General features: G+C 44.0%; 26 protein-coding genes. 9 read left to right on the top strand and 17 right to left on the bottom strand.

What is annotated here, in order from left to right:
* Window positions 1-3: 3 nt before the first annotated feature.
* The 4 genes from AC0VYG_RS07865 to AC0VYG_RS07850 all read left to right on the top strand — a co-directional run bounded on the left by AC0VYG_RS07865 (window position 4) and on the right by AC0VYG_RS07850 (window position 2234).
* Window positions 4-426, top strand: coding sequence for a phage integrase N-terminal SAM-like domain-containing protein (locus tag AC0VYG_RS07865; protein WP_475431760.1), 423 nt, complete (start codon window positions 4-6; stop codon window positions 424-426).
* 24 nt (window positions 427-450) lie between these two features.
* Window positions 451-618, top strand: coding sequence for a hypothetical protein (locus tag AC0VYG_RS07860; RefSeq protein ID WP_475431759.1), 168 nt, complete (start codon window positions 451-453; stop codon window positions 616-618).
* A gap of 297 nt (window positions 619-915) precedes the next feature.
* The gene (locus AC0VYG_RS07855; protein ID WP_475431758.1) at window positions 916-1866 is read left to right on the top strand and encodes a M23 family metallopeptidase; all 951 of its coding nucleotides are present in this window, start codon (window positions 916-918) and stop codon (window positions 1864-1866) included.
* Entirely contained in the window at window positions 1770-2234 is a 465-nt protein-coding gene (locus AC0VYG_RS07850; protein ID WP_475431757.1) for a bactofilin family protein, read from the top strand. The genes AC0VYG_RS07855 and AC0VYG_RS07850 overlap by 97 nt, the downstream gene beginning before the upstream one ends.
* Before the next feature lie 62 nt (window positions 2235-2296).
* Here the strand turns inward: AC0VYG_RS07850 and rho are convergent, their stop codons facing one another.
* From rho to AC0VYG_RS07810, 8 genes are all read right to left on the bottom strand, one after another.
* On the bottom strand, window positions 2297-3244 hold the full coding sequence (gene rho / locus AC0VYG_RS07845) for a transcription termination factor Rho (RefSeq protein WP_475431756.1): 948 nt from the start codon (window positions 3242-3244) through the stop codon (window positions 2297-2299).
* 79 nt (window positions 3245-3323) lie between these two features.
* Window positions 3324-3830: a GNAT family N-acetyltransferase gene (locus AC0VYG_RS07840; protein ID WP_475431755.1), complete on the bottom strand. Its 507-nt coding sequence runs from the start codon at window positions 3828-3830 to the stop codon at window positions 3324-3326.
* Between the two features lie 60 nt (window positions 3831-3890).
* Window positions 3891-4532 carry a glutathione S-transferase family protein gene (locus tag AC0VYG_RS07835; RefSeq protein WP_475431754.1) on the bottom strand — a complete coding sequence of 214 codons (642 nt, stop codon included), beginning with the start codon at window positions 4530-4532 and terminating at the stop codon, window positions 3891-3893.
* Between the two features lie 78 nt (window positions 4533-4610).
* Window positions 4611-5093 (bottom strand): tetratricopeptide repeat protein, encoded by a 483-nt coding sequence (locus tag AC0VYG_RS07830; protein ID WP_475431753.1) that lies wholly within the window; start codon window positions 5091-5093, stop codon window positions 4611-4613.
* Between the two features lie 488 nt (window positions 5094-5581).
* Complete coding sequence (locus tag AC0VYG_RS07825; protein ID WP_475431752.1) at window positions 5582-6661, bottom strand: TRAP transporter substrate-binding protein; 1080 nt, start codon at window positions 6659-6661, stop codon at window positions 5582-5584.
* Window positions 6662-6694: 33 nt separating this feature from the next.
* A complete protein-coding gene (locus tag AC0VYG_RS07820; RefSeq protein ID WP_475431751.1) occupies window positions 6695-7987 on the bottom strand; it encodes a TRAP transporter large permease in 1293 nt (430 codons plus the stop codon).
* A gap of 180 nt (window positions 7988-8167) precedes the next feature.
* Window positions 8168-8722, bottom strand: a complete 555-nt coding sequence (locus AC0VYG_RS07815) for a TRAP transporter small permease (RefSeq protein ID WP_475431750.1) — start codon at window positions 8720-8722, stop codon at window positions 8168-8170.
* 36 nt (window positions 8723-8758) lie between these two features.
* Window positions 8759-9661: an aldo/keto reductase gene (locus AC0VYG_RS07810; RefSeq protein ID WP_475431749.1), complete on the bottom strand. Its 903-nt coding sequence runs from the start codon at window positions 9659-9661 to the stop codon at window positions 8759-8761.
* Between the two features lie 305 nt (window positions 9662-9966).
* Here AC0VYG_RS07810 and AC0VYG_RS07805 point away from each other — a divergent pair, with 305 nt between their 5' ends.
* The 3 genes from AC0VYG_RS07805 (at window position 9967) to AC0VYG_RS07795 (ending at window position 13014) form a co-directional block, all read left to right on the top strand.
* Window positions 9967-10689, top strand: coding sequence for a GntR family transcriptional regulator (locus AC0VYG_RS07805; protein WP_475431748.1), 723 nt, complete (start codon window positions 9967-9969; stop codon window positions 10687-10689).
* A gap of 43 nt (window positions 10690-10732) precedes the next feature.
* Window positions 10733-11857, top strand: coding sequence for a Gfo/Idh/MocA family protein (locus AC0VYG_RS07800; protein WP_475431747.1), 1125 nt, complete (start codon window positions 10733-10735; stop codon window positions 11855-11857).
* A 176-nt stretch (window positions 11858-12033) separates the two neighbouring features.
* Complete coding sequence (locus tag AC0VYG_RS07795; RefSeq protein WP_475431746.1) at window positions 12034-13014, top strand: TauD/TfdA family dioxygenase; 981 nt, start codon at window positions 12034-12036, stop codon at window positions 13012-13014.
* 101 nt (window positions 13015-13115) lie between these two features.
* Here the strand turns inward: AC0VYG_RS07795 and blaOXA are convergent, their stop codons facing one another.
* From blaOXA to AC0VYG_RS07770, 5 genes are all read right to left on the bottom strand, one after another.
* Window positions 13116-13889 carry a class D beta-lactamase gene (blaOXA, locus tag AC0VYG_RS07790; RefSeq protein WP_475431745.1) on the bottom strand — a complete coding sequence of 258 codons (774 nt, stop codon included), beginning with the start codon at window positions 13887-13889 and terminating at the stop codon, window positions 13116-13118.
* A 120-nt stretch (window positions 13890-14009) separates the two neighbouring features.
* Complete coding sequence (locus AC0VYG_RS07785) at window positions 14010-14627, bottom strand: LysE family translocator (protein WP_475431744.1); 618 nt, start codon at window positions 14625-14627, stop codon at window positions 14010-14012.
* 77 nt (window positions 14628-14704) lie between these two features.
* Window positions 14705-15349 carry a response regulator transcription factor gene (locus tag AC0VYG_RS07780; RefSeq protein ID WP_067020831.1) on the bottom strand — a complete coding sequence of 215 codons (645 nt, stop codon included), beginning with the start codon at window positions 15347-15349 and terminating at the stop codon, window positions 14705-14707.
* Window positions 15342-17135, bottom strand: coding sequence for a sensor histidine kinase (locus AC0VYG_RS07775; RefSeq protein ID WP_475431743.1), 1794 nt, complete (start codon window positions 17133-17135; stop codon window positions 15342-15344). Before AC0VYG_RS07775 ends, AC0VYG_RS07780 begins: the two co-directional genes overlap by 8 nt.
* A gap of 8 nt (window positions 17136-17143) precedes the next feature.
* On the bottom strand, window positions 17144-18238 hold the full coding sequence (locus tag AC0VYG_RS07770) for an ABC transporter substrate-binding protein (protein ID WP_475431742.1): 1095 nt from the start codon (window positions 18236-18238) through the stop codon (window positions 17144-17146).
* A 176-nt stretch (window positions 18239-18414) separates the two neighbouring features.
* Between AC0VYG_RS07770 and AC0VYG_RS07765 the strand changes: the two genes are divergently transcribed.
* On the top strand, window positions 18415-19161 hold the full coding sequence (locus AC0VYG_RS07765; protein WP_475431741.1) for a nitrilase-related carbon-nitrogen hydrolase: 747 nt from the start codon (window positions 18415-18417) through the stop codon (window positions 19159-19161).
* Window positions 19162-19173: 12 nt separating this feature from the next.
* Window positions 19174-20493, top strand: coding sequence for an APC family permease (locus AC0VYG_RS07760; RefSeq protein WP_475431740.1), 1320 nt, complete (start codon window positions 19174-19176; stop codon window positions 20491-20493).
* Between the two features lie 96 nt (window positions 20494-20589).
* On the opposite strand, the gene fos is transcribed toward AC0VYG_RS07760, so the two are convergent.
* The 4 genes from fos to gcvA form a co-directional block, all read right to left on the bottom strand.
* A complete protein-coding gene (fos, locus tag AC0VYG_RS07755) occupies window positions 20590-20988 on the bottom strand; it encodes a FosG/FosC2-related fosfomycin resistance glutathione transferase (RefSeq protein WP_475431739.1) in 399 nt (132 codons plus the stop codon).
* A 25-nt stretch (window positions 20989-21013) separates the two neighbouring features.
* The gene (gene panB, locus AC0VYG_RS07750; RefSeq protein WP_475432530.1) at window positions 21014-21793 is read right to left on the bottom strand and encodes a 3-methyl-2-oxobutanoate hydroxymethyltransferase; all 780 of its coding nucleotides are present in this window, start codon (window positions 21791-21793) and stop codon (window positions 21014-21016) included.
* Window positions 21794-21847: 54 nt separating this feature from the next.
* Window positions 21848-22228, bottom strand: coding sequence for a VOC family protein (locus AC0VYG_RS07745; protein ID WP_475431738.1), 381 nt, complete (start codon window positions 22226-22228; stop codon window positions 21848-21850).
* 199 nt (window positions 22229-22427) lie between these two features.
* Entirely contained in the window at window positions 22428-23351 is a 924-nt protein-coding gene (gcvA, locus tag AC0VYG_RS07740; RefSeq protein ID WP_475431737.1) for a transcriptional regulator GcvA, read from the bottom strand.
* Window positions 23352-23630: the final 279 nt, after the last annotated feature.

Genomic DNA, 23630 nt, shown 5'->3' with positions numbered 1-23630 from the left:
GCGATGTCTTCCAGTCCTTTTCTTAACTTTATTCGTAATGAACTCAGGCTGCGCGGCTATAGCTTAAAAACAGAGAAGTCTTACCTGTATTGGATTAAATATTTTATTCGATTCCATAAGCTGCAGCACCCTCAAAATATAGGGGCAGAAGAAGTAAGAGCGTTTTTATCATTTTTGGCAATTGAACAAAATGTTGCAATTAACACACAAAAAGCTGCCCTTAATGCCCTCGCATTTTTATATAACAAATTACTTGATCAACCATTAGGAGACTTAGGATTTCAGCATGCTAAACAAGGTCGGCGCTTACCCATTGTTTTAGCACCTAACGACATTCAGAAAATACTAAGCTGCTTGAATGAACGGGATCACTTAATGTTCTCATTGCTATATGGCTCAGGACTTAGGATCAGTGAGTGCACCTGAAGCAAGCGATACAGTAAAGCAGAAATGTTACGCAGCAAACATGTACGTGTGCCAATTCTCGCACCACTTCGTGAGTTAGCAATTCAAGTCGAAGCCTGCATTGCTCTATACGCTAAGTACGCGAACTTAACCTCTATCGCCGTGTATGGTGGTGTGGATACCAACTTTCAAAAAAAGCACATACCTAATTGAAGGTAGACCTTCTAGTAGTAGCTACTCTGGGCAAACTACTCGATTTAGCTCATCATCATGTGCTGCATTTTGATGGGCTAAAAGTCATGCTCTTGGGCGAAGCTGGCAGAGTGATCCAATAACATCAGTTATAAGCACTTCTTTTCTATAACCTGACAGACATTAATTTACCGCGCTTACTCTAAGTGTCTGGCCTAACCGATATTATTGAAATTTTCGCTTAGAAAGCCGAACAAAGGCAGTTATTATGTTATCTCTCACAATACTATATTTTGATGTTGGCCAATACATAAGACGATGAAAGACAATATTACGATATCCATTTCTTCAATTCATGGAAGCAAGCATTTCAGCTTCGGGAAAAGAAGCCGTCACACCTTCAAGTTCATGAGCTACTTGATTTTTATTGGCATTCTCTTCACGGCTGGCGTCATCTACTATTTAATTAACGATGCAGAATTTTCTAAACTTAAGCTGCGTGAATTAGAGGATAAATCCTCCTATCTCAATAAAGAAGTCACCTCGCTAACAACATTAAAAACAAACTTAGAACAGGAATTATCGGAACGAGAAGAAAAAATGCAGTTGGTTACAGACCGGCTAGATGATCTAGAAAAAACCCTGGGCATGGATAGTGACAGCAAAGCTGGGCTAGAGTCTCGTTTGGATACCGCCGCCATCACCTCATCAATACGGGTGGCAATGCTGACGCAAATACCCAGCGGGCCTCCCGTAAAAAATGCTAGAATTTCTTCAGGCTACGGAAAACGCGTCCATCCGATCACAGGGAAAATAACCTTTCATCGTGGACAAGATTTTGCTGTGAATACAGGCACGCCGATTTATGCCCCTGCGGATGGAACAGTCGAAGTAATACGACCAGGAAATAAAGGGTCTGGTAATTTTCTTCGCTTGCAGCACTCTTACGGTTTTTCAAGCTCTTATTCCCACTTAAGTAAATTCGCGGTGAAAAGAGGGGATTTTGTGAGCAAAGGCGATTTAATTGGTTATTCAGGAAGCAGTGGCCTTTCTTCTGGGCCACACCTTCATTATGAAATACGATTTGTCGGACGATCATTAAACCCCAAACCATTTTTGGCTTGGAACGTCGATAATTTTGATAGCATTTTTAACAGTACAAGAGGTGTGGGATGGGAATCTTTGGTGGGCAAAATAGAGTTAAGAGTCAGTCAGCAGCTACAACTCTCATCGCAGAGGGTTGCACAATCAGCGGTAACATTAAAGTAGCCAACCGACTACAGATTGATGGGCATGTTGAAGGCCAAATAGAGGTCATTAATCAAATTAAAATCAGTGAGTCTGGCAAGGTATCAGGAGAAATCACCACAGAACGACTGATTATCAATGGCCATTTTGAAGGCACTTGCTACGCGAATTACGTGGAAATTTTAAGCAGTGGTCATGTTGAGGGCACAATCTACAGTGACAACTTAAGCATCGAAGCTGGTGGTAAGTTTGTTGGTAACACAAAACCGGCTAAAACAGCGCCCTCAAAACAAGAAATTGAGGGTCTAGATCAAGCAAAGCACCCAAAACAAGAAACTAAGGATATCGATAAAAAGGTTTCCCTAATCAGCAATAGCCCTAGCTCTTAATAGCATTACTCAGGATGAGGCTAGTAATCTAGAAATGATAACACCGCTTGGATTCATGGACGTCAGAATGCATCCAAGAGTTCGGCGTTGGTTGGGTACTTTTCCAATAAGGCCACTAACTTCTGAGCGCCTTCTAATGGCGTAAGATGAGTCAGTGCACGTCGCAAGGTTCGCACCTTTTCAATATCTTTAGCATCAATCAGCAGCTCTTCACGACGGGTACTACTTTTAGCAATATCGATTGCAGGGAAAATCCGTTGATTCGCCACTTCACGGGATAATACGATCTCCATATTCCCCGTACCTTTAAACTCTTCGAAAATCACCTGATCCATGCGGCTTCCCGTTTCCACCAGCACGGTAGCTAAAATGGTCAACGATCCACCATTTTCAATCTTTCTTGCCGCGCCAAACAGTTTACGCGGTATTTCCAACGCTCGACTATCTAGCCCGCCCGACATGGTTCGGCCATTACCTCGCTGCTCTGCGTTGTGTATGCGAGAGAGCCTTGTCAGCGAGTCGATAACTATCATCACATCCTTGCCTTCACCAGCTTGCTTGCGAGCCGTTTCAAGCAGCTTATCCGCCACTCGAACATGCTGGGTGTAGTTTTCGTCCGAAGACGACGCATGCACTTCTGCCGACACACTGCGTTTAAAATCCGTTACTTCTTCAGGACGCTCATCAATCAGCAAGGCATACAGCTTGATCTCAGGGTAAGCTGCTGCCACCGCCTGGCAGATGTGTTTTAACATCGTCGTTTTGCCGGATCCCGGCGGCGCGACAATCAACCCGCGCTGCCCCATACCAATTGGTGTAATCAAATCCATTGCTCGCACAGTGCGCAGCTTAGAACCAGACGCTAAATGAAGACAAGGAGAAGGATGAACAACAACGCCATTTAAAAAACGCTTCTCTGGATCATTAGGAAATTGATCCTCGACCACATCGTCAATCGGACCAGTGTCTGCCTGTCTTTTGCCTTTCAAACTTAATATTTTTCTCGCCATAATATCGATGGATCGCCTTGGGTAATAAAGTGAATGGATCTGTTTATCGTCGTATGACGAGGTGCTTTTGAGATAGAACTTACACTTGAAAGCGAATAAAATGCATCGTCAAATCCACATCGATATCGTCGCAGAGGCTATAGTCACTGCCCACAATACGAGACACTGCGGACTTCCAAAAATGAAGCGCGCCAGTATTTTCTTTTAAAACACGGATTTGCCACTTCCCTGGGTAGGATTTGAGAATCAGTTCAAGAACTTGCTTACCAACGCCCTGCCCTTTAAATTTGCGTAACACAAAGAACTGCTCTATATCGTAGACAGACCTATTAGCAGGATATTTGCGTACCAGGGCAAAACCCGCTAATTCCCCCTCCACATAGATAAAATATGGAAAATGATCTTCTCTTTGCCAGTAAACATCAAACTGAGACAATCGGAATGAAAACTGCCCCTGATCATTTGGCGCCCATCCCATGAATTCAGACATATCATACACATAGTAATGGAATAAGTTCTCCAGTACACGTCGTGATGTCGACTCAATATTGATCAATGAAACCTTTGAAACGCTTTTATCAGTCATGGACATTCATCATTTACCTGCAAACTCTTCTCTACCGTATTTCCTTATCTTAACAAGAGATTAAAAATCTTCTCGGCCTTTCAGCTCAGTAAAATCGCTCATGATCCATTTTTGATAGCCAGGATGCATTTTTAACCTCTCATACCAATGTGCAACATGTTGGGGAAGTGGCACATCTAGCCCTTGGGAAATAAGTCGATAAATAATGGAACCCGCGCAAATGTCACCCAGAGTCATGGTTTCACCAGCAACGAATGTGGAGTGAGCGAGTACGGCATCTAATGTTGCTAGACATGTCAGGCATTTTTGTAGAGCATCATTCACTTCAGGCATGTTTCGTTTACTGGCAGGCATTCGATAATACCCCCAGAACATCGCCATAAAAGCCGGTTGAAAAAGCACATGAGACCAATCCATCCAACGTTCATATAACGAACGCTGATAGGCATCGTCTGAATACCAGTTGTCAGTACCATAAGTTGCCGCAAGGTAACGCAAAACCGTGTGCGACTCCCAAATAACTTTATCACCATCGATTAAGACAGGGACTTTTTTCATCGGATTCAATGAGGCAAACGCGTCAGATTCAAGTCCACCAAAACGTCCACCTAGCTCAATATGCTCATAGGTAACGCCAAGCTCTTCCAAAAACCAAAGGACTTTTTGAACATTAAATGACGTCGTTCTACCATAGATTTTCACGAAAGAATCCTTTTATTTAGCAGGTGGCCAATAGAGGCTCAAATAAAACACCCTAGAATAAACGAAACAAGGTATACCCTACCAGCGTTTATCTAAATCCTTTGCATACAAGATTATGGCTTGTTGATAGGCTTTGATTGACTCATGATTCGTCGTCGATACCAACAACTCAAGCAATAATGCAGTGGCTTCTTTATGACGGCCTAGGTTATACAAACACATAGCATAAAAAGGTTTGGCTTCAATCTCATTGGGATACTCAGCAAGCGTTAACTCAAAGTAGTGAAGAGCTTCTTTATAAAAACCAATGCATCTGTACGTACTCGCTAACCCAAACAGTGCATCGAAACGCTCTTGCTTTGAGAGCAAGCCAGACAATGCCGATTCATAGTGGACAATAGCCTCATGCTCCTTACCTTCATTGTCATAGGACCAAGCAATCTCTAGATGCGCCTTTGCCTTCCAATCTTCATCGTATAACAAGGTATTAAGCCGCTTTCTGGACTCTTCGTGTTGACCAGACTGACGCAGTGCTATCGCTTCTTCTAAAACCGATTCCATCAATTCTTTAACCTCATTCAGCCAAACCTCTTATTCCGTTATTTTATGAAGAGTATCTCGTACGGCATCCACAACCACTTGGACACAATAACCATGTTCTATGCGTTCAATATACCAAAGGTGACGTTAGACACGACTGCTAAAATGAACCGTTGTAGATCAAGAATTCGCGCAGGAGACTAAACAAGATCAGCTTAAGTTTGCCCTATCCGCCGACATTAGGAAAGGTAGGATACTATGTAGCCATTTACCTTGGCTACATAGTACATAGTGGCGACTTATTTACGAGGTGAAGGTTCTCGTGATATCGAGACGACCCTCCACGAGTATGAAACAAAGCAAGGTTATTTTGAGACCTTTGCACGATGTCACGAGCGACGCCAAGACGCGGCAAAAACAGACGAGAAAGCGGAGTTTATCGCTATAAATGAGCATTTTGTGCCTGTTTTTAACAAAGTATTGGCAAGCATAGTAGTCGTGCGAAAGTCTCATTTTAAATCTTTTGCATCATCCGCACTAACCTGCTTCTCGGCTTTTATAGCGGCATTGTTTAGCAAGTTATACCACTTGTCACCGTTTTTCACGTTCTTCTCAAACCAAGCATAAACAGGCTTAGCGGCCTCTTTAAACTGAGCTTTTTCCGCAGGCGTTGGGACATAAACTTCACCACCAGCTTTCTTAAAGTCTTTATAGGCTTGAATGGATTTCCGTTTTGGCGAAGCAAAGGTCGCTTGCTGCAAATTATAAAAACCATCCACCACGACTTTACGCAGGTCTTTTGGCATTTTCTCAAACACATCATTGTTCATAAACCAAAGCGCCGACATATAAGCATGCCCATCAAGCGTTAGGTATTTCAAACCCGCATCGGTAAATTTCATTCCCATTATATCGGTAATGCCATTTTTGGAACCATCCACTACACCGGTTTGCAAAGAAGTAAAGAGATCGCCCCATGGAATCGGTGTTGGGCTTGCTCCCATCGCGCGAACCAGTTGCTGTGGTAGATCGGCAACAATCGTACGTATTTTCATGCCTTTTAAATCGGCAGGTGTTTTCACCGTATGTTTGGTATTCGCAAAATTACGCCAGCCGCCTGTGTTCCCTATTGTCATTAGACGAACCGAATTACCAGAGTCTTTTAAAATTTGCTGACGCAGCGCTCGAGTAAAATCGCCCGTTCTAAAGACGGTTTCAGCCACTCGGTCATTTGGCAAGATATAAGGCAAATCCAACACTTGAATGTATGGGAACATAGATGCCGCGCCACCAGATGTCGAGATATAGATATCGATCGATCCGGACTCTAGCGCTTCAAGGCACTCAACGCCGTTACTACAAAGCTGAGTTCCCATGTAAATATCCACGCCAATTTTCCCATTTGAATGGGACTCCACATAATCCTTAAAGACAATTAAGCCATCGTAATCCTCATCACTTTCATTGGCGTTAGAAACAGCTCGAAGATTAAACTCTGCGGCATACGTTTGTTGAATTCCACCCAGCATGACACACACGCCTATCAGAGCGGAGGCAATCACATGATTTATTTTTATTTTAGGTAACATTGACAAGTCCTCTGTATTGTTTGCTTGATAGCACTATCCAGCGACCAAACCAAGTAGTCTTGGCACGGTCATAGATATGGAAGGGAAAAACGTTATTAAGAATATAATGGCGATTTCAACCGCCAAAAACGGCAAAATTGCCCGTGAAATGGTTTCCACTCGCTCACCTGAGACACTGGAAGCGACAAATAATACCAAGCCCATTGGCGGGGTTGCTAAGCCAACGGTCAAGTTAACGCTCATGATAATGGCAAAATGGATGGGATCGACGCCAAGGTGGATAAAGATCGGAGCGAGAATCGGTCCTAAAATAATAATGGCTGGCCCTGCGTCTAAAAACATGCCGACAATAAACAACAACACGTTGATCAGAAATAACAGAATGAGCGGGTTGCTACTCAAAGACAACACCCAGTTGGCTAAAATTTCCGCACTGTGCGACAAGCTGACCACGGTTTTAAAGGCAATCGCCGCGCCAACCAGTAATAAAACCACCGCCGATGACTGAGCCCCTTTGACAAAAATCGCAGGTAAATCCTTTAGCTTGACCGTTTTCATCACCCAAACACTGATAATCAGTGCATAGGCAGTCGCAATAGCGGACGCTTCCGTCGGGGTAAATAAACCACCAATAATCCCACCTAAAATAATGACCGGTGCCATCAGCGGAAAAATGGCCTTGCGTGTTGCCGTTGCACGCTCAGGCCAACTGGCTTTCGCACCAGCGGCTGGAAAATTATATTTTTTCGCCATTAAGGCCACCATAAGCATCAAAGAAAGGCCGATCAAAATCCCTGGCACAATACCGGCGGCAAATAACGATGCGACAGACACCTGCATGGTATAAGCGTAAATAATCATGATGCCAGAGGGCGGAATAATGGGCCCAATGACGGAGGAAGCCGCTGTGATGGCCGCAGCAAACTTACGAGAATAGCCATTCTTCTGCATGGCGGGGATCATCATGGAACCAATGGCTGACGTATCGGCCACTGCTGAACCGGACAAGCCAGCAAACAACATACTCGACAGAATATTGACATGGGCCAAACCACCACGGACATGCCCAATAAATGATTGAGAAAATTGCACAAGATTATAAGTGATTCCCCCTCGATTCATGATCTCGCCCGCGAGCATAAAAAAGGGAATCGCCATTAAAGGAAAAGAATCAATACCATTATAGATATTACGGAACAGCAGAGAGATATCTCGCTCCATCCCAGTAGAAAACAACATAAAACCGGGTGCTACCAGCATGGCAAAAAAAACAGGCATACCGATTAACAATAGTACTAAAAATAAAGGTAAAAACAGGGCTAGCATACTGACTCTCTCTTTTTTTATTTTTTTGAGACGTTTGCATGACTACTACGCTTGCCAATACTTTGTTAAAAACAGACTCAAAATGCTCATTTATCGCTTTCTCGTCTGTTTTTGCCGCGTCTTGGCGTCGCTCGTGACATCGTGAAAAGGTCTCTTTTTAAGTAACGCTCTGTATTTAAACTATTCTGCACTAACGTTTTCTGAGGATAAAAAATGCAGTTCAAAGTCTTTTTTATAACCCATTAAACATCCAAGTTCCCTTAGACAAAGCTCAATGTTAACGAGCAGCATGGTCGCAAAACAAATCGGCATGGCCAGATAAATCCATGCACGAGCAATAGGCATTGAAGCCGCTCTCACCCTAAAACCCCGCTCAAAAAAATCCACGCCTAAAAAGCTGAGCTTTAACAGCACAATACCGGATACAACAAACAAAAAGAGTTTAAGTAGGCTGGATGCTTTTTCTGGCAAGGCATGCACAAACATATCAATGGCGACAAAGGAACCTCTTCGATAAGCCTCTCCCGCTACCATCGCCATCATCCAGATCATCAAAGAACGGGCCGCTTCTTCAGGCCAAGGCAGAGCGTTATTTAAAACGTAACGACAAAACACCTGGAGCAAGATGATGCAAATCATCGCGCTAACCAAAACCCAAGCGATTTGTCTGCCAATACAGCTGATCCACTCATTGATGCGAGCTAAAACGGTCACCAATATTTTTATCACTATCATCGTGCGCTCCCCTTTTAAGGGCTGTTTTTATTGTGATTAAGGCACTTCCTGACCCGCAGCGGCCGTCCATAACTCAAACCAAGTTTCACGATCTATGTCTATATTTGAGACATGGGATAAGGCTTTGATGCGATCCAAATTGTTCGTGCCGACCACCGGAATAATGCAAGCAGGGTGTGCTAACAACCAAGCGAGCGCGATTTGATCCACTGTGCAATGTTGTATGTCAGCCATGCGTTCAAAAATGGGGGCTAAACGTTGTGTTTCTGGTGACGAATTAAACAGCCCACCACCAGCAAGAGGTGACCAAGCCATCGGTGTCATACCGTCTATTTGCATGGCGGAAAGGTTGCCATTGGTAAACTCATCACGATGCAACAAACTCATTTCCACTTGGTTTGCCACAAGCGAATGCCTCATATTGGCTTGCAATAATCGCCAATCCCAAACGGAAAAATTTGACACTCCAACCGCGCGAACCTTACCGCTATCAACAAGAGCATCAAGAGCATGGCCTGTTTCAGTGGCATTCATGAAAGGATCAGGTCGATGGATTAGTAGGAGATCTAAATAATCGGTATGAAGGTTTTTTAAGCTTTGCTCAACGCTCTTTTCAATATAGAGAGCGCTGGTATCGTAGTATTTGACACGACGATTAGGGAATTTGTCTGACAAAAGCGCAATATCACACTTGGAAATGAGTTCCATTCGGGAACGTAGCGAGGAATCTTTTTCTAATATCTGTCCAAACAGCCGCTCACACTCATAATCGCCATAAATATCAGCATGATCGAACGTTGTTATGCCTTGATCAAGACAAGCATCCACTTTCTCTCGGATATGGGCATGAGATGTATCCGCCGCATCGGCCAAGCGCCATACACCGTATACCAAACGACTAAACTGCAGATCAGACTGACCAATTTGCAACTTTTCCATGAATTGTTACTCCCGACTAACACGCTTAGTAGCCAGATTCGTCCTAAACGACTCTGACTCATTTATTTTTATTATTGCCCTAATCTAGGTCGCCCCCAGCTTCAGAAGACGACAGAATTGGTTGTATATTTACCCTATCAGTGTATGCTCATGATGTAAATCAATAGTGAATGAATTTATTAAAAAAACACTTTACTAGTGATGAGATTAAGGTTCTGTCCGAGGAGTATCGGACATTTCAACTTACACAGAGCATGCTGACTTATAAAATAAATATGTCTATTTTCAGTAAATTAGGTGAGTAAGTGAAAAACAACAACACAGCAAAACAATTACCAATCTACATTCAAATCAGTGAGCTCTTACACCGAGAAATTGCGGCAGGTCATTGGCTTCCAGGTGACAAACTGCCAATTGAAGCGGAGCTTGCCACAAAACTCGGCGTCGCCGTTGGCACCTTGAGAAAGTCTCTAGCAAAATTGGAAGAAGATGGCTTGCTTGAACGTCGTCAAGGGTCAGGAAACTATGTAAAACGCGCCCCCGATGGACAAGCTATTTACCAGTTCTTCCACCTTGAATTACGTGAAGGTGGCGGCATTCCGACGGCAAGTACCCTGAGTGTTTCTGTTGATGACAACGACTACGTGTCCAAGCAACTGGCCCTAAAAGAGGACGAGTCTCATCAACTTTGGTGTATCAAACGTGAGCGCTATTTAAACCGTCAATTGGTCGCCATGGAACAAATTTGGTTCCGTCACGCCCATGCCAAATCCCTACAAGCATCCGATCTACACGAATCCTTATATCTCCATTATCGCGAAAATTTTTCCTTTTGGATTAGTCGAGTAGAAGACGAAATTGATTGTATCTGCCCATCTGAATGGGTAACGCAAGGACTGGGACTCGCCCCAGAGGCTGTGTTACCAAGAGTGCAACGTAGAAGTTGGTCCAACGAAGGCAATATTGAAGAGTTTTCATTCACTTGGTATCACCCTGAAAAAGCCAGATACATAGCACGATGGCACTAGTCATTTCTAACCACCGCTCACAAATAAAAATAAGAGGTTAAACATGAGTAAATCAGTAAGATACGGCATGCTCGGCTGCGGAATGATGGGCCAAGAACATTTACGCAACCTTGCTCTTATTGATGGCGCAGACGTCATCGCCATCACCGAACCGGACCCAGCTATGCAACGTCGTTGTGCTGAGTTAGTGCCGGATGCCCACTACTTCCAAACGCTAGATGATATGCTAAATGCTGATCTGGGGTTAGAAGCCATTGTCATTGCCACACCAAACTACCAGCATGCTAACCAGTTATTGGAATTGTTTAGTAAAACAGCCTTACCCATCTTAGTGGAAAAACCCGTGGTAACAAGCCTGGAACAAGTCGCCAACATCCGTGCCGCTGCCGCCAAACACCCTGCCCCTATTTGGGTTGCCATGGAATATCGCTACATGCCCCCCGTCAGTCTGTTCCGCCAGCAAATACAGAATGGCGATATTGGTGAGATGAAAATGCTCAACATCCGTGAGCATCGATTTCCCTTCCTAGAAAAAGTAAACGATTGGAACCGTTTTAACGAAAAAACGGGAGGCACATTAGTTGAAAAATGCTGCCACTTTTTTGATTTAATGCGCTTGCTGACAGGGTCAGAAGCCAAACGTATCTATGCCTCCACCGGGCAAGATTGCAACCACCTCGACGAGCGCTACGATGGTATGACGCCCGATATTATAGACAACGCCTTTGTTATCGTCGATTTTGCAAGCGGTCAACGAGCTTCTTTAGATCTCAATATGTTTGCTGAAGGCTCTCGCTACCAAGAAGAAATCTGCGCCATTGCTCCAAAAGCCAAATTGGAGTGCTTTGTTCCAGGCCCTGGGCGTTTTTGGCCAAACGAAACACTGGGCCCCGCTCCGGTACCAAAAGTCGTGTTGAGTCCTCGCTCCCCAAAAGGCCCCATTGAAAAAGATATTCCAGTGGATGATAAGTTGCTTGCCGCTGGCGACCATAATGGTTCAACGTTTTATCAGCATCTGGGATTTTTCAAAGCGATTACCGAAGGAGCAGCCGTCGATGTCTCCATTGAAGATGGACTTCGAGCGGTGGTCATCGGTTTAGCCGCCCAGCATTCTGCCCTAACAGGCCAATCAGTTAACCTAACGGATGATGGTTTTCACTTTTCTTAAAAAGCTTTTAAATCAATAGGTAAGCTGAATACACTTGTCGCGATAAGAAAAATTCATTCACTATTGATTTACTTTTTAAAAACAGAAGATTAAAGTGAACAGGCAAATTGATACACTATTGATTCACTATCTATGGTGTATCAGATCCAATAATAATAAAATTTTCGGGAGTAGCTATGAGTGTGGTAATTTCCAAACTGGCAGAACAAAAGCAGGTAAACGGTCTCGACTTTCCATTGCTTGTCACACCGCCTAATTATGATGTCCAAAAGGATGAACCAAGCTTTCTAAACTGGGTATCTGAAAATAAAACGGAACTTCATGATTTACTCATTAAGCACGGCGCTATCCTGTTTAGAGGCTTTCCTGTTGGCTCGTCACAATCTTTTGAAGACATGCTCAACCAGACGGACTATGAAAATATGCCCTATGTGGGTGGCGCTGCTCCACGAGAAAAAGTGACGGCGTCGCGTATTGTCACCGCCAATGAATCACCCGCTTCTGAAACCATTCCTTTTCATCATGAGATGGCACAAGTCCCTACTCCACCAGGTTATATTTTCTTTTATTGTGAAACACCCGCTAACAAAGGTGGGGCGACCTCCCTGCTTCATTCAGGTGAGATCTGTCAGAAATTTTTCGAAATCGATGAAGATTTCGCGCAAAAAATTGCAGAGCAAGGCGTGCGCTATATTCGTGTTATGCCTGAACAAACGGATAACAATTCTGCAATTGGTCGCTCGTGGAAAGAAACCTTCAATGTAGAAACCCGAGAGCAAGCCGAAGAAAAAATGCGTGAAGCTGGCATGAGCTGGGAATGGCTTGAAAACGGTAATTTGAAAACAGAAACAGCGATTTTAAAAGCCATTCGTTTTGATGAAGAAACACAGCAAAAAGTCTTCTTTAACTCCATCGTCGCGGTTTATACCGGTTGGAATGATGCCCGAAACGAAGGTAAAAAGGCGGTGTCTACCGCCAACGGCGATGTCATGGACGATGCTGTTTTGCAACAACTAATGGCCCAAATGGACGAAAGCTGCGTTAACTTTACATGGCAAGCAGGGGATGTGCTCTGGGTGAATAATCATACTGTACTGCATGCTCGTCAACCATTCGAAGGAGAGCGGCGCATTCTCGCCTCTATTGCCTGCAAATAAATACTTTTAGCCATTTCACTTTGATTAACCAGAGACCTTTGCACGATGTCACGAGCGACGCCAAGCAAAGGTCTTTTCTCCCCCCATCGGCAAGAATAACGTTAAATAGCCCCGACATGCCTTAAAGCACGAACGGTCATGGCTTTTCTTAGGCTTAAATGTTTTGCATCCTTAACCGCTAAATTGGTAGCGAAAAACCAAACACCAGAACGGCTCTCAACATAGCCAACATACCAACCAACAGGGTTTTCTACTCGTCGTGCCCAGCCACTTTTAGCGTACATTGAGTAGTTTTCCGTTTTCTCAGCCAGCATAATGTCTTTTAGAACATGGAAGGCGTTATCACTGAAAGGCAGCTCATGATGATATAAGCGCTTTAAAAAATTAACTTGTTCGTACGCCGTCAGCTTTAGCGTACCGTCTAGCCAGAAAGTTTGTACATCAAACTGGTCAGGCAAAGCACCGTAATGCATCGCTTTGATGTAGGCTTTATATTTTTCTGCGCCGACTTTTTTCGCTATGTCTTGATAACACCACACACAGGATACTTGGAAAGCAGAAGCCAGTGTTTGGTTTTGGTTCCATGCCTTAATGTCATGTTCTTTCCCATCCCACTCGAAAATACTGGACTTCCCTGTTACGAGATGTTCGTCTACCCCTATTAGCGTATTGGGAATTTTAAACGTTGAGGCAACAGCAAGCTTGGTATGGGCCCGAGCTTGGTTATAAACATACCTTTTTGAGCCGTCTAGGTTTTCAATAACAACCGTTCCCTCAACTTGAGAATCCGCAAATACTGTTTTAAGGCCTTCGTCTCCCTCTTGGGCAAAAACATTGGTGGCAATAAAAAAGATGAGTAATAGTAATTTATTCATTCCTTGATCCTTACTCGACGTAGCGTGCTGTTGTCAGCAGTTTTCTAGACAATGCTAGGGCTTCTTTAAGCTTAGCCAGCTCTTATAAAGACCAAGCTATCTCTTCTAACAGAATGCTTATTATGTTCGCTCGCTAAATACTAGCTTGAGGGCAAGTGCCGCAAAGCTTGTGGCAAAAATGCGTTGAATCATAACACTGGCCTTCTCAGATTTTATGATATAGGCACTAAACAAACTAGATAAAAAGCCATATATAACAAACACAACAAAGGTCATGAGCATAAACACAGCCCCAAGTAAAAGCATACTGTTCAAAGGGTTTTCTACACTGCTAGGAATAAACTGCGGAAGAAAAGCTAAAAAGAAAATGGACAGTTTAGGGTTTAAGATATTTAACAGGAAACCTTTGATGACAAGGCTCGAATACTGTTTGTTTGACTGTTGCTTAGAGAGGCTTAAAGGAGAAGAAGAACGCCACATTTGCCATGCTAAATAAAGTAGGTAGGCTGCCCCAGCATACTTAACAACTTGAAAAGCAACGACACTCGTGTGAAAAAGAGCCGCAAGTCCGAAACTACTCGCTAACAGAGCCGGAATAATACCTAAAGTACAGCCAAATGCGGCAAAGAAACTCGCACGCTTCCCAGAAAATAAACCTGTAGCAACAGTGTATAAAACGCCTGTTCCAGGGATCAACACGACAACTAGCGAAGTCAGTAAAAAACCAAAAGATATCATCGAATGTTTCCTTCTTGTAAGGTAGCAAGAACACTACCACCAAACCTAGACAGCATCACTATATGCATATCTTTAGCTTAGCGGACATTTAGGTTAAGCAGTAACCCCTGCTCAATGGCATAACGTGTTAACTCCGCTGAGTTGGTTAAACCCAGTTTTTTACGAATATTCGCCCTATGATTATCCACCGTACGCTTACTTAGTTTTAATCGTGAAGCGATGGCTTCACTGCCGTGTCCTTCAGCGACCAAGGTAAGCACTTCGATTTCACGCGTGCTAAGCGGACTTTCATCTAGATTATTTTGACCATCTTGCCAGGCCATTTCTTGAGCAATCGCGGGGCTGACAAAACGCTTTCCGCTCATAGCCCCCATGATGGCCTTTACCAGATCTTCAGAGGCATCCAGCTTAAGCACATAACCGTCAATCTTAGCGATAGACGAGGCACGCTTAAAAATACTCAGCTCAGTATGCATGGTCAGCATAACGATGGCACCTTGATAACCACGGGAACGTAAGCGCTCGGCAAGCTCCAAACCATTCCCCTGTGTTAAGGAAATATCCAACACACAAACATCAGGTTTTTTCCCCATGATGATTCGCTCAGCATCAATGACATTGGTAGCCGTATCGACCACACTAATTTGCTGAGACTCTTCCAACAAGGCTTTAACGCCTTGCTGAAACATCACATGATCATCCACCACAACCGCATTAATCATGAATTGGCACCTCTAACAATATAGTGGTTCCATTGGAACCTTGGCTGTCAACACTTAAACTTGCCCCAAGAATCATACTTCGCTCGTTCATCGAGTTCATACCATAACTGTCTTCCGCTGTCTCCTCTTCCATACCTTTACCATCATCCGCTATCTGCACTCGATAGATATTGCCTGTTACGCGAAACGATAAGGTAATTTCTTGTGCACTACTGTGTTTAATCGCATTATTCAAGGCTTCTTGTCCAATACGATACACCTGATAAGCGCCCTCTTGACTCAAAGTAACTTCATCTTTCGAAAATATTTTGAGAGTTATGCCAGCCAAACTGCAGTTATGCTGTGCCAAACTGATAATAGCTTGCGTCGGTGAGCCTGACATAACCTCTATAGGTTTTAGATTACGAATGACGGATTTCAATGTATTCGAGGTATTGGCGACTTCAGACTTAAGCATCTCCCCCAAATTGGACTCCAACTTAGACGCATTGAGGTTGATTAACAGCTTAAGTGTAGACAGCCCTTGGCCAACCCCATCATGAATGTCCCGTGTTAGCCTTTCGCGCTCAATCTCACGGATCGACACCAAACGGTTAGATAAGGTTAATAAGGAACTCGCCATCGCTCTAAAGCGCTGCGCTACATTAAGTAATAATATAATAGCAGCAATAAATAATGTGATATTCAAAGGCTGAGCTGGACTGTAGTTAAAGGCCCAGAAGAACTGGGCTAGCCACCCTAAAGACGTCAATATCAACAAAAGACGGCCAGAAAACGGGGATTTACTTTCTGTTCGCTTGAGAAAAGCGTGTCTAAATAGTGCATGAAGCAAAATGGCCGCACTTAATACCTGGTTACACACCAGTAATCCTTGATAGAAAATCCCATTGTAGGGTTCTAAAAATAGGCACAATAATACAAATAGATTGATCAAAAACAGCAAGCCGGTTAAACGCGCTACTCGCTGCCTTGGGGATAAGAGAACGACCAAAACAAAAACGGCAAAAGTCGAAAATAGAGCAGGAAACGGCGAATGAGCAGAACCATAGCCCAGTGTGTCTGGCAGCAGCAAAGAGTCACTTAAAATCCCACCAGCAACACACACAACGTAAGCACCAAACAGGGAGTTATCCCGCTCTTTAAACCCCACCGCCCGCATAAAAATCGAGAATAGACAAAAGGAAAGCAACAGAGCAACCATGCTACCTTGGGCTATTTTGATCAAGGTATCCGAGTCTTTGGCTTTTAACGCAAGGGTTTCATAATTGCCTACTTGAACCTGTTTAGGATTAAGTGTTAGGGGCTCTTTATTACCGATAAGATGCACCAAAATTTGGTTCTCTCTGCGAAAATCGAGAAAACTAAACCACAGTTTATGACGTGGCAGAAGATAAATCCGCGTTTGTGAATGTCGATAAAAACGTGCGGCACGGTTTTCCTCTAATTGAGTGAGCTTCACGCCATTCACATACACTTGTGCATCGGCAAACAAAGGACCTAATGACAAGGCTAATTGGGCATTTTTATAATGCCATCCGACTAAGAAAGAGGAGCGAAACCAGCGTTGAGTCAGTAGAGGAAAATGAAAATATGGCGGTTTATACTCCGTGATTTTCTGCCACTGAGATAATGATGTTGGACGGCCATAGCCATCCATAGAGGGTTTTCCCTTACCTTGATAAACCTCCCAAGAAGACATAGAAATAACGGTTGGGTCAAAGATTTTAGGCGCTTCTGCTTTGACACAAGTGGAGAAAAAAGCCGTAAGAGAAAGCAACAAGGCCATAAAATATATCATGACGCTTTAAACAATTCCGATTGCCAAATTTGTAACATTTGGCCAATGTCTGGAGAGGTTCGATTGACTAGACTATTTTTCAACACATACGCCACATCATCAACTTGCAAGCTGGCCCTTTGTTTCGCGGAATACATTTTTTCTACTTCAATATTAGGCGTTAAATTACAGGTAGCCCCTAAATAGGACAGAATATAAGACGCGTGAATTGAGGTTGTGTATTCCACTAACTTCATTGCCAACGCCTCGTTAGGATTCCCTTTCATCGCGGCGGATCCTTCCGTCCAAATAATGCCTTGCTTCAAACCATTGCGGGGCACGGGTAAGACAGTCTTAATTTGACTAAAACCCGCCCGTCTTAGCGCAGAAGTAAGATAGGTACCTGCTCCTATTATCGTTTTTAACGAACCATCCACGATGCCTTTTTGACCGATACTAATATCAGGCACAAAAATAGGTTGATTCTTGAATAAAGCCCGAAATGCTTGCCGCAAAGTCTCTAACGCATACTTATCTAGCGGTTGGTAAGGGTCAATGCCTAAATAAAGCGCTATCGGTAAAATCGGCCAATCCCCCCAGTCCATGACACCAATTTTGCCGCGGTTTTTTCGGGCAAAACAGGGCGCATAGCTCTGGTAGTCTTCCTCTTTAACATAGGCGGTATTAATCGTTGGGCCAATCCAGCCCCAACGAGTGGGTAACCAATTTCTGGGCGGATTTTGTTTTGGCAAAAACTGCTCGCGAAACTGGGGATAGTATTGCTCATAACGTGATTGCCTCAAGGAATCTGAAATTGTAGCCAGAGATCCTTCACGGTCCAATCGTTCTAACCATGGGCTATCAATAGAGGCCACGTCGTAATCTAAATGGCCCTTACCGCTTAATTTTACATAAGCCGCTGGACTGTCATTGATAACCTCACTCAACACATCACATTTATTCAAATGCTCAAACTCATTAAGCAACGCAGGTAAATCATAACCATCCCAGCACAAATAGCGCAAAACAAGGGATTGAGCAAAAGCCTGCCGCGAAAAAGCAGCATTCCCCAGAAAAATAGCACTTAATTGAAGAAAACGACGTCGGTTCATCTAGATGGTCAAAAGTAAAACAGACATCAGTGTCCCTTACCTTTTGACATTGTTCAATAGGTATAAATACCTATCGTGTTTGCACACAAATACCAACCCCATTGCACTTCTCCCTCATTTCTTTCTGTATGAAACTCGCCAAGAATAGAAAAAAGCGTCAACAACTAGGCAAAATAATGATGAAAATAACACTTGCTCAGATTGAAATAGATGACAACGATTTTACAAAAAATGCCGAGAAGATCGTTCATATCATCGAAACCCATACCCACTCAAACATCATCCTCTTTCCTGAATTGGCTGTTACGGGTTTCCCTACAGCAGACAATCTAGAAGATAAATTTACCCAATCCCAAGACGCTTTTGAACGTATTTGCCAAGCAACACTTACCACACAAAGCCACATTCTAATAGGTCAAATAGAGCAAGACGGCACAGCCTTCTACAACAGTGCGTTTTTGATCCACCAAGGGAAACAGCAAGTTTTACATCGCAAAGCGCATCTCTGGCTGGACGATATTGGCTTATTCACACAAGGCAATCGCTCTTCACTGGTACACATTCTAAATGCCAACGTCGGCGCACAAATCTGCTTTGACTTGGAGTTTCCTGAAGGCAGCCGAGCGCTTGCACAACAAGGCGCCGATCTGATCCTAATGCCTAATAGCAATATGCACCCATACGAAAATACCCACTTTATTTTGAGCCAAGCTCGCGCCATCGAAAATCAAGTCTTTGTCGCTACCTGCAACCGTGTAGGTTCTGGTCACGGCGGCCAATTTGCAGGCGAGAGCTTAGTGGTGTCTCCGTTTGGAGAAGTGCTGCTTCAAATGAACGAGGATGAATCGATTCAAACCCTGCAACTGGACATGGAACAAGTCCAGTTATCCCGAAAAGATTATCAATACATAAACCACCAATAGAGTGAAAACATCATGAAAGCGAACACACAACTGAAAAAAACACTTGGGCTCGGCAGCCTAATACTGTTTGGTTTGGCCTATATGGCACCGATGATTGTCTTCGGTACCTATGGCGTTATTTACAAACAATCCGGCGGCCAAGTGGCATCGTCCTATGTAGTTGCCATGATTGCTATGCTGTTTACTGCGATTGGCTACGCGGTGATGGCGAAGAAGATTCCTGAATCCGGTTCATCTTATGGTTATGTAAGCAAAACCTTTGGCGCCAAATTCGGCTTTTTAATTGGCTGGGTGATCTTGCTGGATTACCTTTTCTTGCCTATGGTAATTTGGCTAATCGGCGGTGTATATCTAGAAGCTTACGCGCCCTCCATTCCAGGCTGGTTCTGGTTAGTCGCGTTTATCGTGCTGACGACAGGACTAAACATTGTTGGCTTTGGCGTCGCCAAAAAGGTCAATCTTGTACTGATGATCCTGCAATTGGCCGTCATCATCGCTTTCTGTGCTTTGGCTATGATGATGGTGTCCGACCCAAGCCATGCAGCTGTCGCGACAACGACAACCGCCCCTACTCACCCTCACGTTAGCCTGGTGTTCGTTGGCGCCGCGATTGCCTGTTATTCTTTCTTGGGATTTGATGCGGTTTCAACGATGGCGGAAGAAACAGAAAATCCAGTGAAAAACGTTCCTAAAGCCATCATTTGGGTAACCGTAATTGGCGGTGTCATCTTCGCTGCGGCGTCTTTCATTATGAGTACGGCTTTTCCAGATATTTCTATTTTCAATTCAGACTCTGCTGCTGCGGATATGGCAAAACAAGTGGGCGGTATTGTCTTCTCATCTATCTTTGTGGCCACCTTGGTAATCGCTCAGTTCACATCAGGTCTAAGTGCTCAAGCTGGTACCTCACGCTTAATCTACGCCATGGGTCGTGATGGTGTACTACCAAATAGCTGGTTTGGAGGGTTACACGAGCGCTTTAAAACCCCTTATGTGAGCATTCTTTTAGTGGGTGTAGTGGGTTTCTTGGCATTGAAACTCAGTGTTACCACCTCCACATCCTTTATCAACTTTGGTGCTTTCTTGGCCTTTATGTTTGTCAACCTTTGTGCAGTCGTCTCTTACTTTCGCATGCCACAATCTGAGAAATCAGTAGGCACTTTTCTTACTCATGTGGCAGCACCAGTATTAGGTATTCTTTGTATCCTAAAACTGCTTGTTAGCCTTGATGAAGATGCCATTACCTTAGGCCTATGTTGGTTAACCTTGGGAGTATGCATTATGCTGTTTTTACTAAAACGCGGCACCAAACTCGAATTAGAAATAAAATAACGTTATAAGCGTCATACAAAAAGGCCAAGTGTTTGCTAGTTTTTGGCAACACTTGGCCTTTTTAATAAACGGGATTGACCTTAAAAGCTTTTCTATTTACAGCCAAACAAGTCCGCTATATGGCTTTGTTGTCAGAGCTTCTAACCTGCTTTTCAGTGAGCCTGAGTGTAACTCTAATTTGTGACCATCAGGGTCTAAAATATACAACGACTGCCCTTCACTTTTGTTTTCTTTCCAGACGTCGACACCTTGCGAAACGATACGTTTTGTAAAGGCTTGAAATTCGTTCGGAGCGATATCAAAGGCGATATGGGTGTAATCGTTTTTAGGGCAAGGCTCATCACAAGAAAGACAGAACCAAAGTTCACCTACCGACAAGTACGCCCCATTGTCCCACTTAACGTGAGCAGTGAAGCCTAAAGTATCTCGATAAAACCCTAGAGAACGTTCCAAGTCACTCACTGCGATGGTGATATGATTAAGGCCTAGAATCACGGTTTACTCCAACAACATGCGCATATTAACGTCCGTTGGTTCCTGTGAGCGGAATGATATTGCTCGGAAACGTCATTGACTCAACTTCACCGACAAACTCCTTTGCCACTTTCGAAACGGTTTTGCTCACATAAGCATACTGCTTCGAAAATGGCGGCCAATAATCACCAAGCCCCAGAGCATCGTTAATGACCAAAACTTGTCCATCGGTATCAGGGCCCGCACCGATACCGATGGTAGGAATAGACAATGCCTCGGTGATCTCACCTGCTAGCGCATAAGGGATATGCTCAAGCACTACCATAAACGCCCCGGCATTCTCAATCGCTTGAGCTTCATTGATGATTTTCTTCGCTTCCTCGCTAGACTGGCCAACTTGCTTGAAATTTTTGGCCGTTTGGGGGAGCAACCCAGTATGCCCGACCACCGGAATATTGTGCTTCACTAAGTGCTGGATAACTTGGACATTAGCGCCTTCCAGTTTCACGCTATCTGCCCCCGCCTGGATAAGCCGCTGAGCGTTAGAGAAGGCGGTTTCCGGATCAATATCTGTGCCATAAGGTAGGTCTCCTATTATATGGGTTTGCTTCGCACCGCGACGTACTGCCCCGATGTGATATTCCATATGTTCTATAGTGACCTCACGGGTGCTATCAAAGCCCATTTCAACCATCCCCACGGTGTCACCAACAAGAATCACCGGAATCCCAGCTTCCTCAAGACTTCTGGCAACCGGGCAAGTATAAGCAGTTAGCATGGGGATAGGCTTCGTTCCCTTCATTGCTACAAAATTTTGCGGATTCATTTTCATTGTTTTCTTCTCCTATTTTTGTTGCTAAGAAACTAACACCAAGGTTTGTTAAGCGCGTTTTTCCACTTTCCATGGTGGGTTTAAACGGTTCTCCCCCGCCCAATACAACTTAATTTTATTACCAGACGGATCTTTAATGATCGCCTCTTTCCAAAGGTAAGGTTGTTCTGTTGGTGCTTGTTCAAAGACAATCCTTTTTTGCGCAAGGTCCTCACACAGCTCATCAAGGGCTTCATGCTCAAAATAGATAACCGAATGATTTTCAAATGTATCGCTTTCAAGAGAAAGAGAAAATGTTGAAGTCCCATCTGGGCAAGAAAAACGAGCATATTCAGGGGCATCAACTATTTGCGTAAAGCCCAGTTTTAGATAAAACTGCACGGCGTCTGCCATATTGCTAACCGGTAAAGTGACCTGATTAAGTTCCACTGTTCCTCCACGTACATCGTCGTAGTGACTCTCCACGAGGCTAGCCTCTAATAACACACAGATCAATATAAAAAAGATGACAGTGAGGTGACGGTCAGATCAGCTCTGAGTGAAACGTCATAAGTTAAAACCGTACGACTGCGAACTATCTATTCGGATCCATCGATGGCAGCATAAACGTCAACAAGTAATATGATTTTTATTGCTCTTTATCTTGACTCACTTCACTAAATAACCATTCTCGGAAAGCCAGCATTCTTGGTAACGAAGCACATTCCGAGCGATAAACCACGTAATATGCTAAAGGCGAATGGAATTTAATCTCTGGAAACAAACGAATCAAATGCCCCGATGCTAGGTCATCTCGGACCATAACACTACGAGCAAGGGCTATTCCTCGCCCATCTATGGCCGACTGAAGGACGGCTGCGGAATTATTGATTTGAATATTGTGGGCTGTCGCATGATCTGTCACTCCCGCTTTTTTTAACCACTCCGACCAAGTCGGGAATCCCGTGTGGGCATCCATAGACAAATCATGAATCAAGGTTTCTCGAAGCAGTTCACTGGGATGATGAAAACGACGCTGTTCATGCAATAGTCTAGGAGAGCAAACAGGATACACCTCTTCGTCCATCAGCTTCTCAGCTTTCAATCCCGACCAATTACCCAATCCATAGCGAACACCAATATCGACGCGTTGAACCGCAAAGTCGACAGGCTTTAGGTTGGTATCCAAACGAACATCGGTTTCTGAACATATATCCTGAAACCGATCCAGTCGTGGCAATAACCATTTAGCGGCGAATGCCGGACTCACTGTCACGGTCAGAACACCGCTTACGGAGCTTTCCTGCAAGCGCTCTAGCCCAATGGTTAATTTATCAAACCCCGCTCGAATGTCAGGCAATGCCCGCTCTGCGGTTTCTGTAGGAATCAACCGAATTTTCCCACTGTTCATCCGATGAAAAAGAGGTGCATCAAGCCATTCTTCCAATGAGCGAACGAGTTGTCCCACGGCAGCGGGGGTCACATGCAGCTCTTCTGCTGCCGCTGAGAAACTCTGATGCCGGGCACTGGCTTCGAAAGCCCGGAGCGCATTAAGGTGTATAGGCAGCTTCATATCGATAAACTTTTTCTTTAGCGGTAATACAGATTATCTCGTTTGTGAATGGAAGTAAATCCGTGAAGAATATCCATCAAGCCGATAAATAAATGCTCCTTTACCAGTATCGGTGAGTAAACAGTATTTATCTAAAAGAGTCTCTGAAAAGTTTTTCTTTATGGTAATACATCAGACATAACGGTCAGAAGGCCGAATAAAACGTAAACAGCAAAGAGTGAGGACACGACACAACCGTCCTACTCAATCAATACCAACAAGTCCCGCGTTATGCGGCTA

This window comes from Marinomonas sp. 63XJN7_7_ISO-PGPR-S23-202, from assembly GCF_056173505.1.
The sequence above is the reverse complement of the archived record's forward strand: the minus strand, read 5'-3'. Positions and strand labels throughout refer to the sequence as shown.

Excerpts from the sequence above, each read along its gene's own strand:
- AC0VYG_RS07865 (WP_475431760.1), top strand. The coding sequence starts at position 4 with ATGTCTTCCAGTCCTTTTCTTAACTTTATTCGTAATGAACTCAGGCTG.
- AC0VYG_RS07860 (WP_475431759.1), top strand. The coding sequence starts at position 451 with ATGTTACGCAGCAAACATGTACGTGTGCCAATTCTCGCACCACTTCGT.
- AC0VYG_RS07855 (WP_475431758.1), top strand. The coding sequence starts at position 916 with ATGAAAGACAATATTACGATATCCATTTCTTCAATTCATGGAAGCAAG.
- AC0VYG_RS07850 (WP_475431757.1), top strand. The coding sequence starts at position 1,770 with ATGGGAATCTTTGGTGGGCAAAATAGAGTTAAGAGTCAGTCAGCAGCT.
- rho (WP_475431756.1), bottom strand. The coding sequence starts at position 3,244 with ATGGCGAGAAAAATATTAAGTTTGAAAGGCAAAAGACAGGCAGACACT.
- AC0VYG_RS07840 (WP_475431755.1), bottom strand. The coding sequence starts at position 3,830 with ATGACTGATAAAAGCGTTTCAAAGGTTTCATTGATCAATATTGAGTCG.
- AC0VYG_RS07830 (WP_475431753.1), bottom strand. The coding sequence starts at position 5,093 with ATGGAATCGGTTTTAGAAGAAGCGATAGCACTGCGTCAGTCTGGTCAA.
- AC0VYG_RS07825 (WP_475431752.1), bottom strand. The coding sequence starts at position 6,661 with ATGTTACCTAAAATAAAAATAAATCATGTGATTGCCTCCGCTCTGATA.
- AC0VYG_RS07820 (WP_475431751.1), bottom strand. The coding sequence starts at position 7,987 with ATGCTAGCCCTGTTTTTACCTTTATTTTTAGTACTATTGTTAATCGGT.
- AC0VYG_RS07815 (WP_475431750.1), bottom strand. The coding sequence starts at position 8,722 with ATGATAGTGATAAAAATATTGGTGACCGTTTTAGCTCGCATCAATGAG.
- AC0VYG_RS07810 (WP_475431749.1), bottom strand. The coding sequence starts at position 9,661 with ATGGAAAAGTTGCAAATTGGTCAGTCTGATCTGCAGTTTAGTCGTTTG.
- AC0VYG_RS07800 (WP_475431747.1), top strand. The coding sequence starts at position 10,733 with ATGAGTAAATCAGTAAGATACGGCATGCTCGGCTGCGGAATGATGGGC.
- AC0VYG_RS07795 (WP_475431746.1), top strand. The coding sequence starts at position 12,034 with ATGAGTGTGGTAATTTCCAAACTGGCAGAACAAAAGCAGGTAAACGGT.
- blaOXA (WP_475431745.1), bottom strand. The coding sequence starts at position 13,889 with ATGAATAAATTACTATTACTCATCTTTTTTATTGCCACCAATGTTTTT.
- AC0VYG_RS07785 (WP_475431744.1), bottom strand. The coding sequence starts at position 14,627 with ATGATATCTTTTGGTTTTTTACTGACTTCGCTAGTTGTCGTGTTGATC.
- AC0VYG_RS07780 (WP_067020831.1), bottom strand. The coding sequence starts at position 15,349 with ATGATTAATGCGGTTGTGGTGGATGATCATGTGATGTTTCAGCAAGGC.
- AC0VYG_RS07775 (WP_475431743.1), bottom strand. The coding sequence starts at position 17,135 with ATGGCCTTGTTGCTTTCTCTTACGGCTTTTTTCTCCACTTGTGTCAAA.
- AC0VYG_RS07770 (WP_475431742.1), bottom strand. The coding sequence starts at position 18,238 with ATGAACCGACGTCGTTTTCTTCAATTAAGTGCTATTTTTCTGGGGAAT.
- AC0VYG_RS07765 (WP_475431741.1), top strand. The coding sequence starts at position 18,415 with ATGATGAAAATAACACTTGCTCAGATTGAAATAGATGACAACGATTTT.
- AC0VYG_RS07760 (WP_475431740.1), top strand. The coding sequence starts at position 19,174 with ATGAAAGCGAACACACAACTGAAAAAAACACTTGGGCTCGGCAGCCTA.
- panB (WP_475432530.1), bottom strand. The coding sequence starts at position 21,793 with ATGAATCCGCAAAATTTTGTAGCAATGAAGGGAACGAAGCCTATCCCC.
- gcvA (WP_475431737.1), bottom strand. The coding sequence starts at position 23,351 with ATGAAGCTGCCTATACACCTTAATGCGCTCCGGGCTTTCGAAGCCAGT.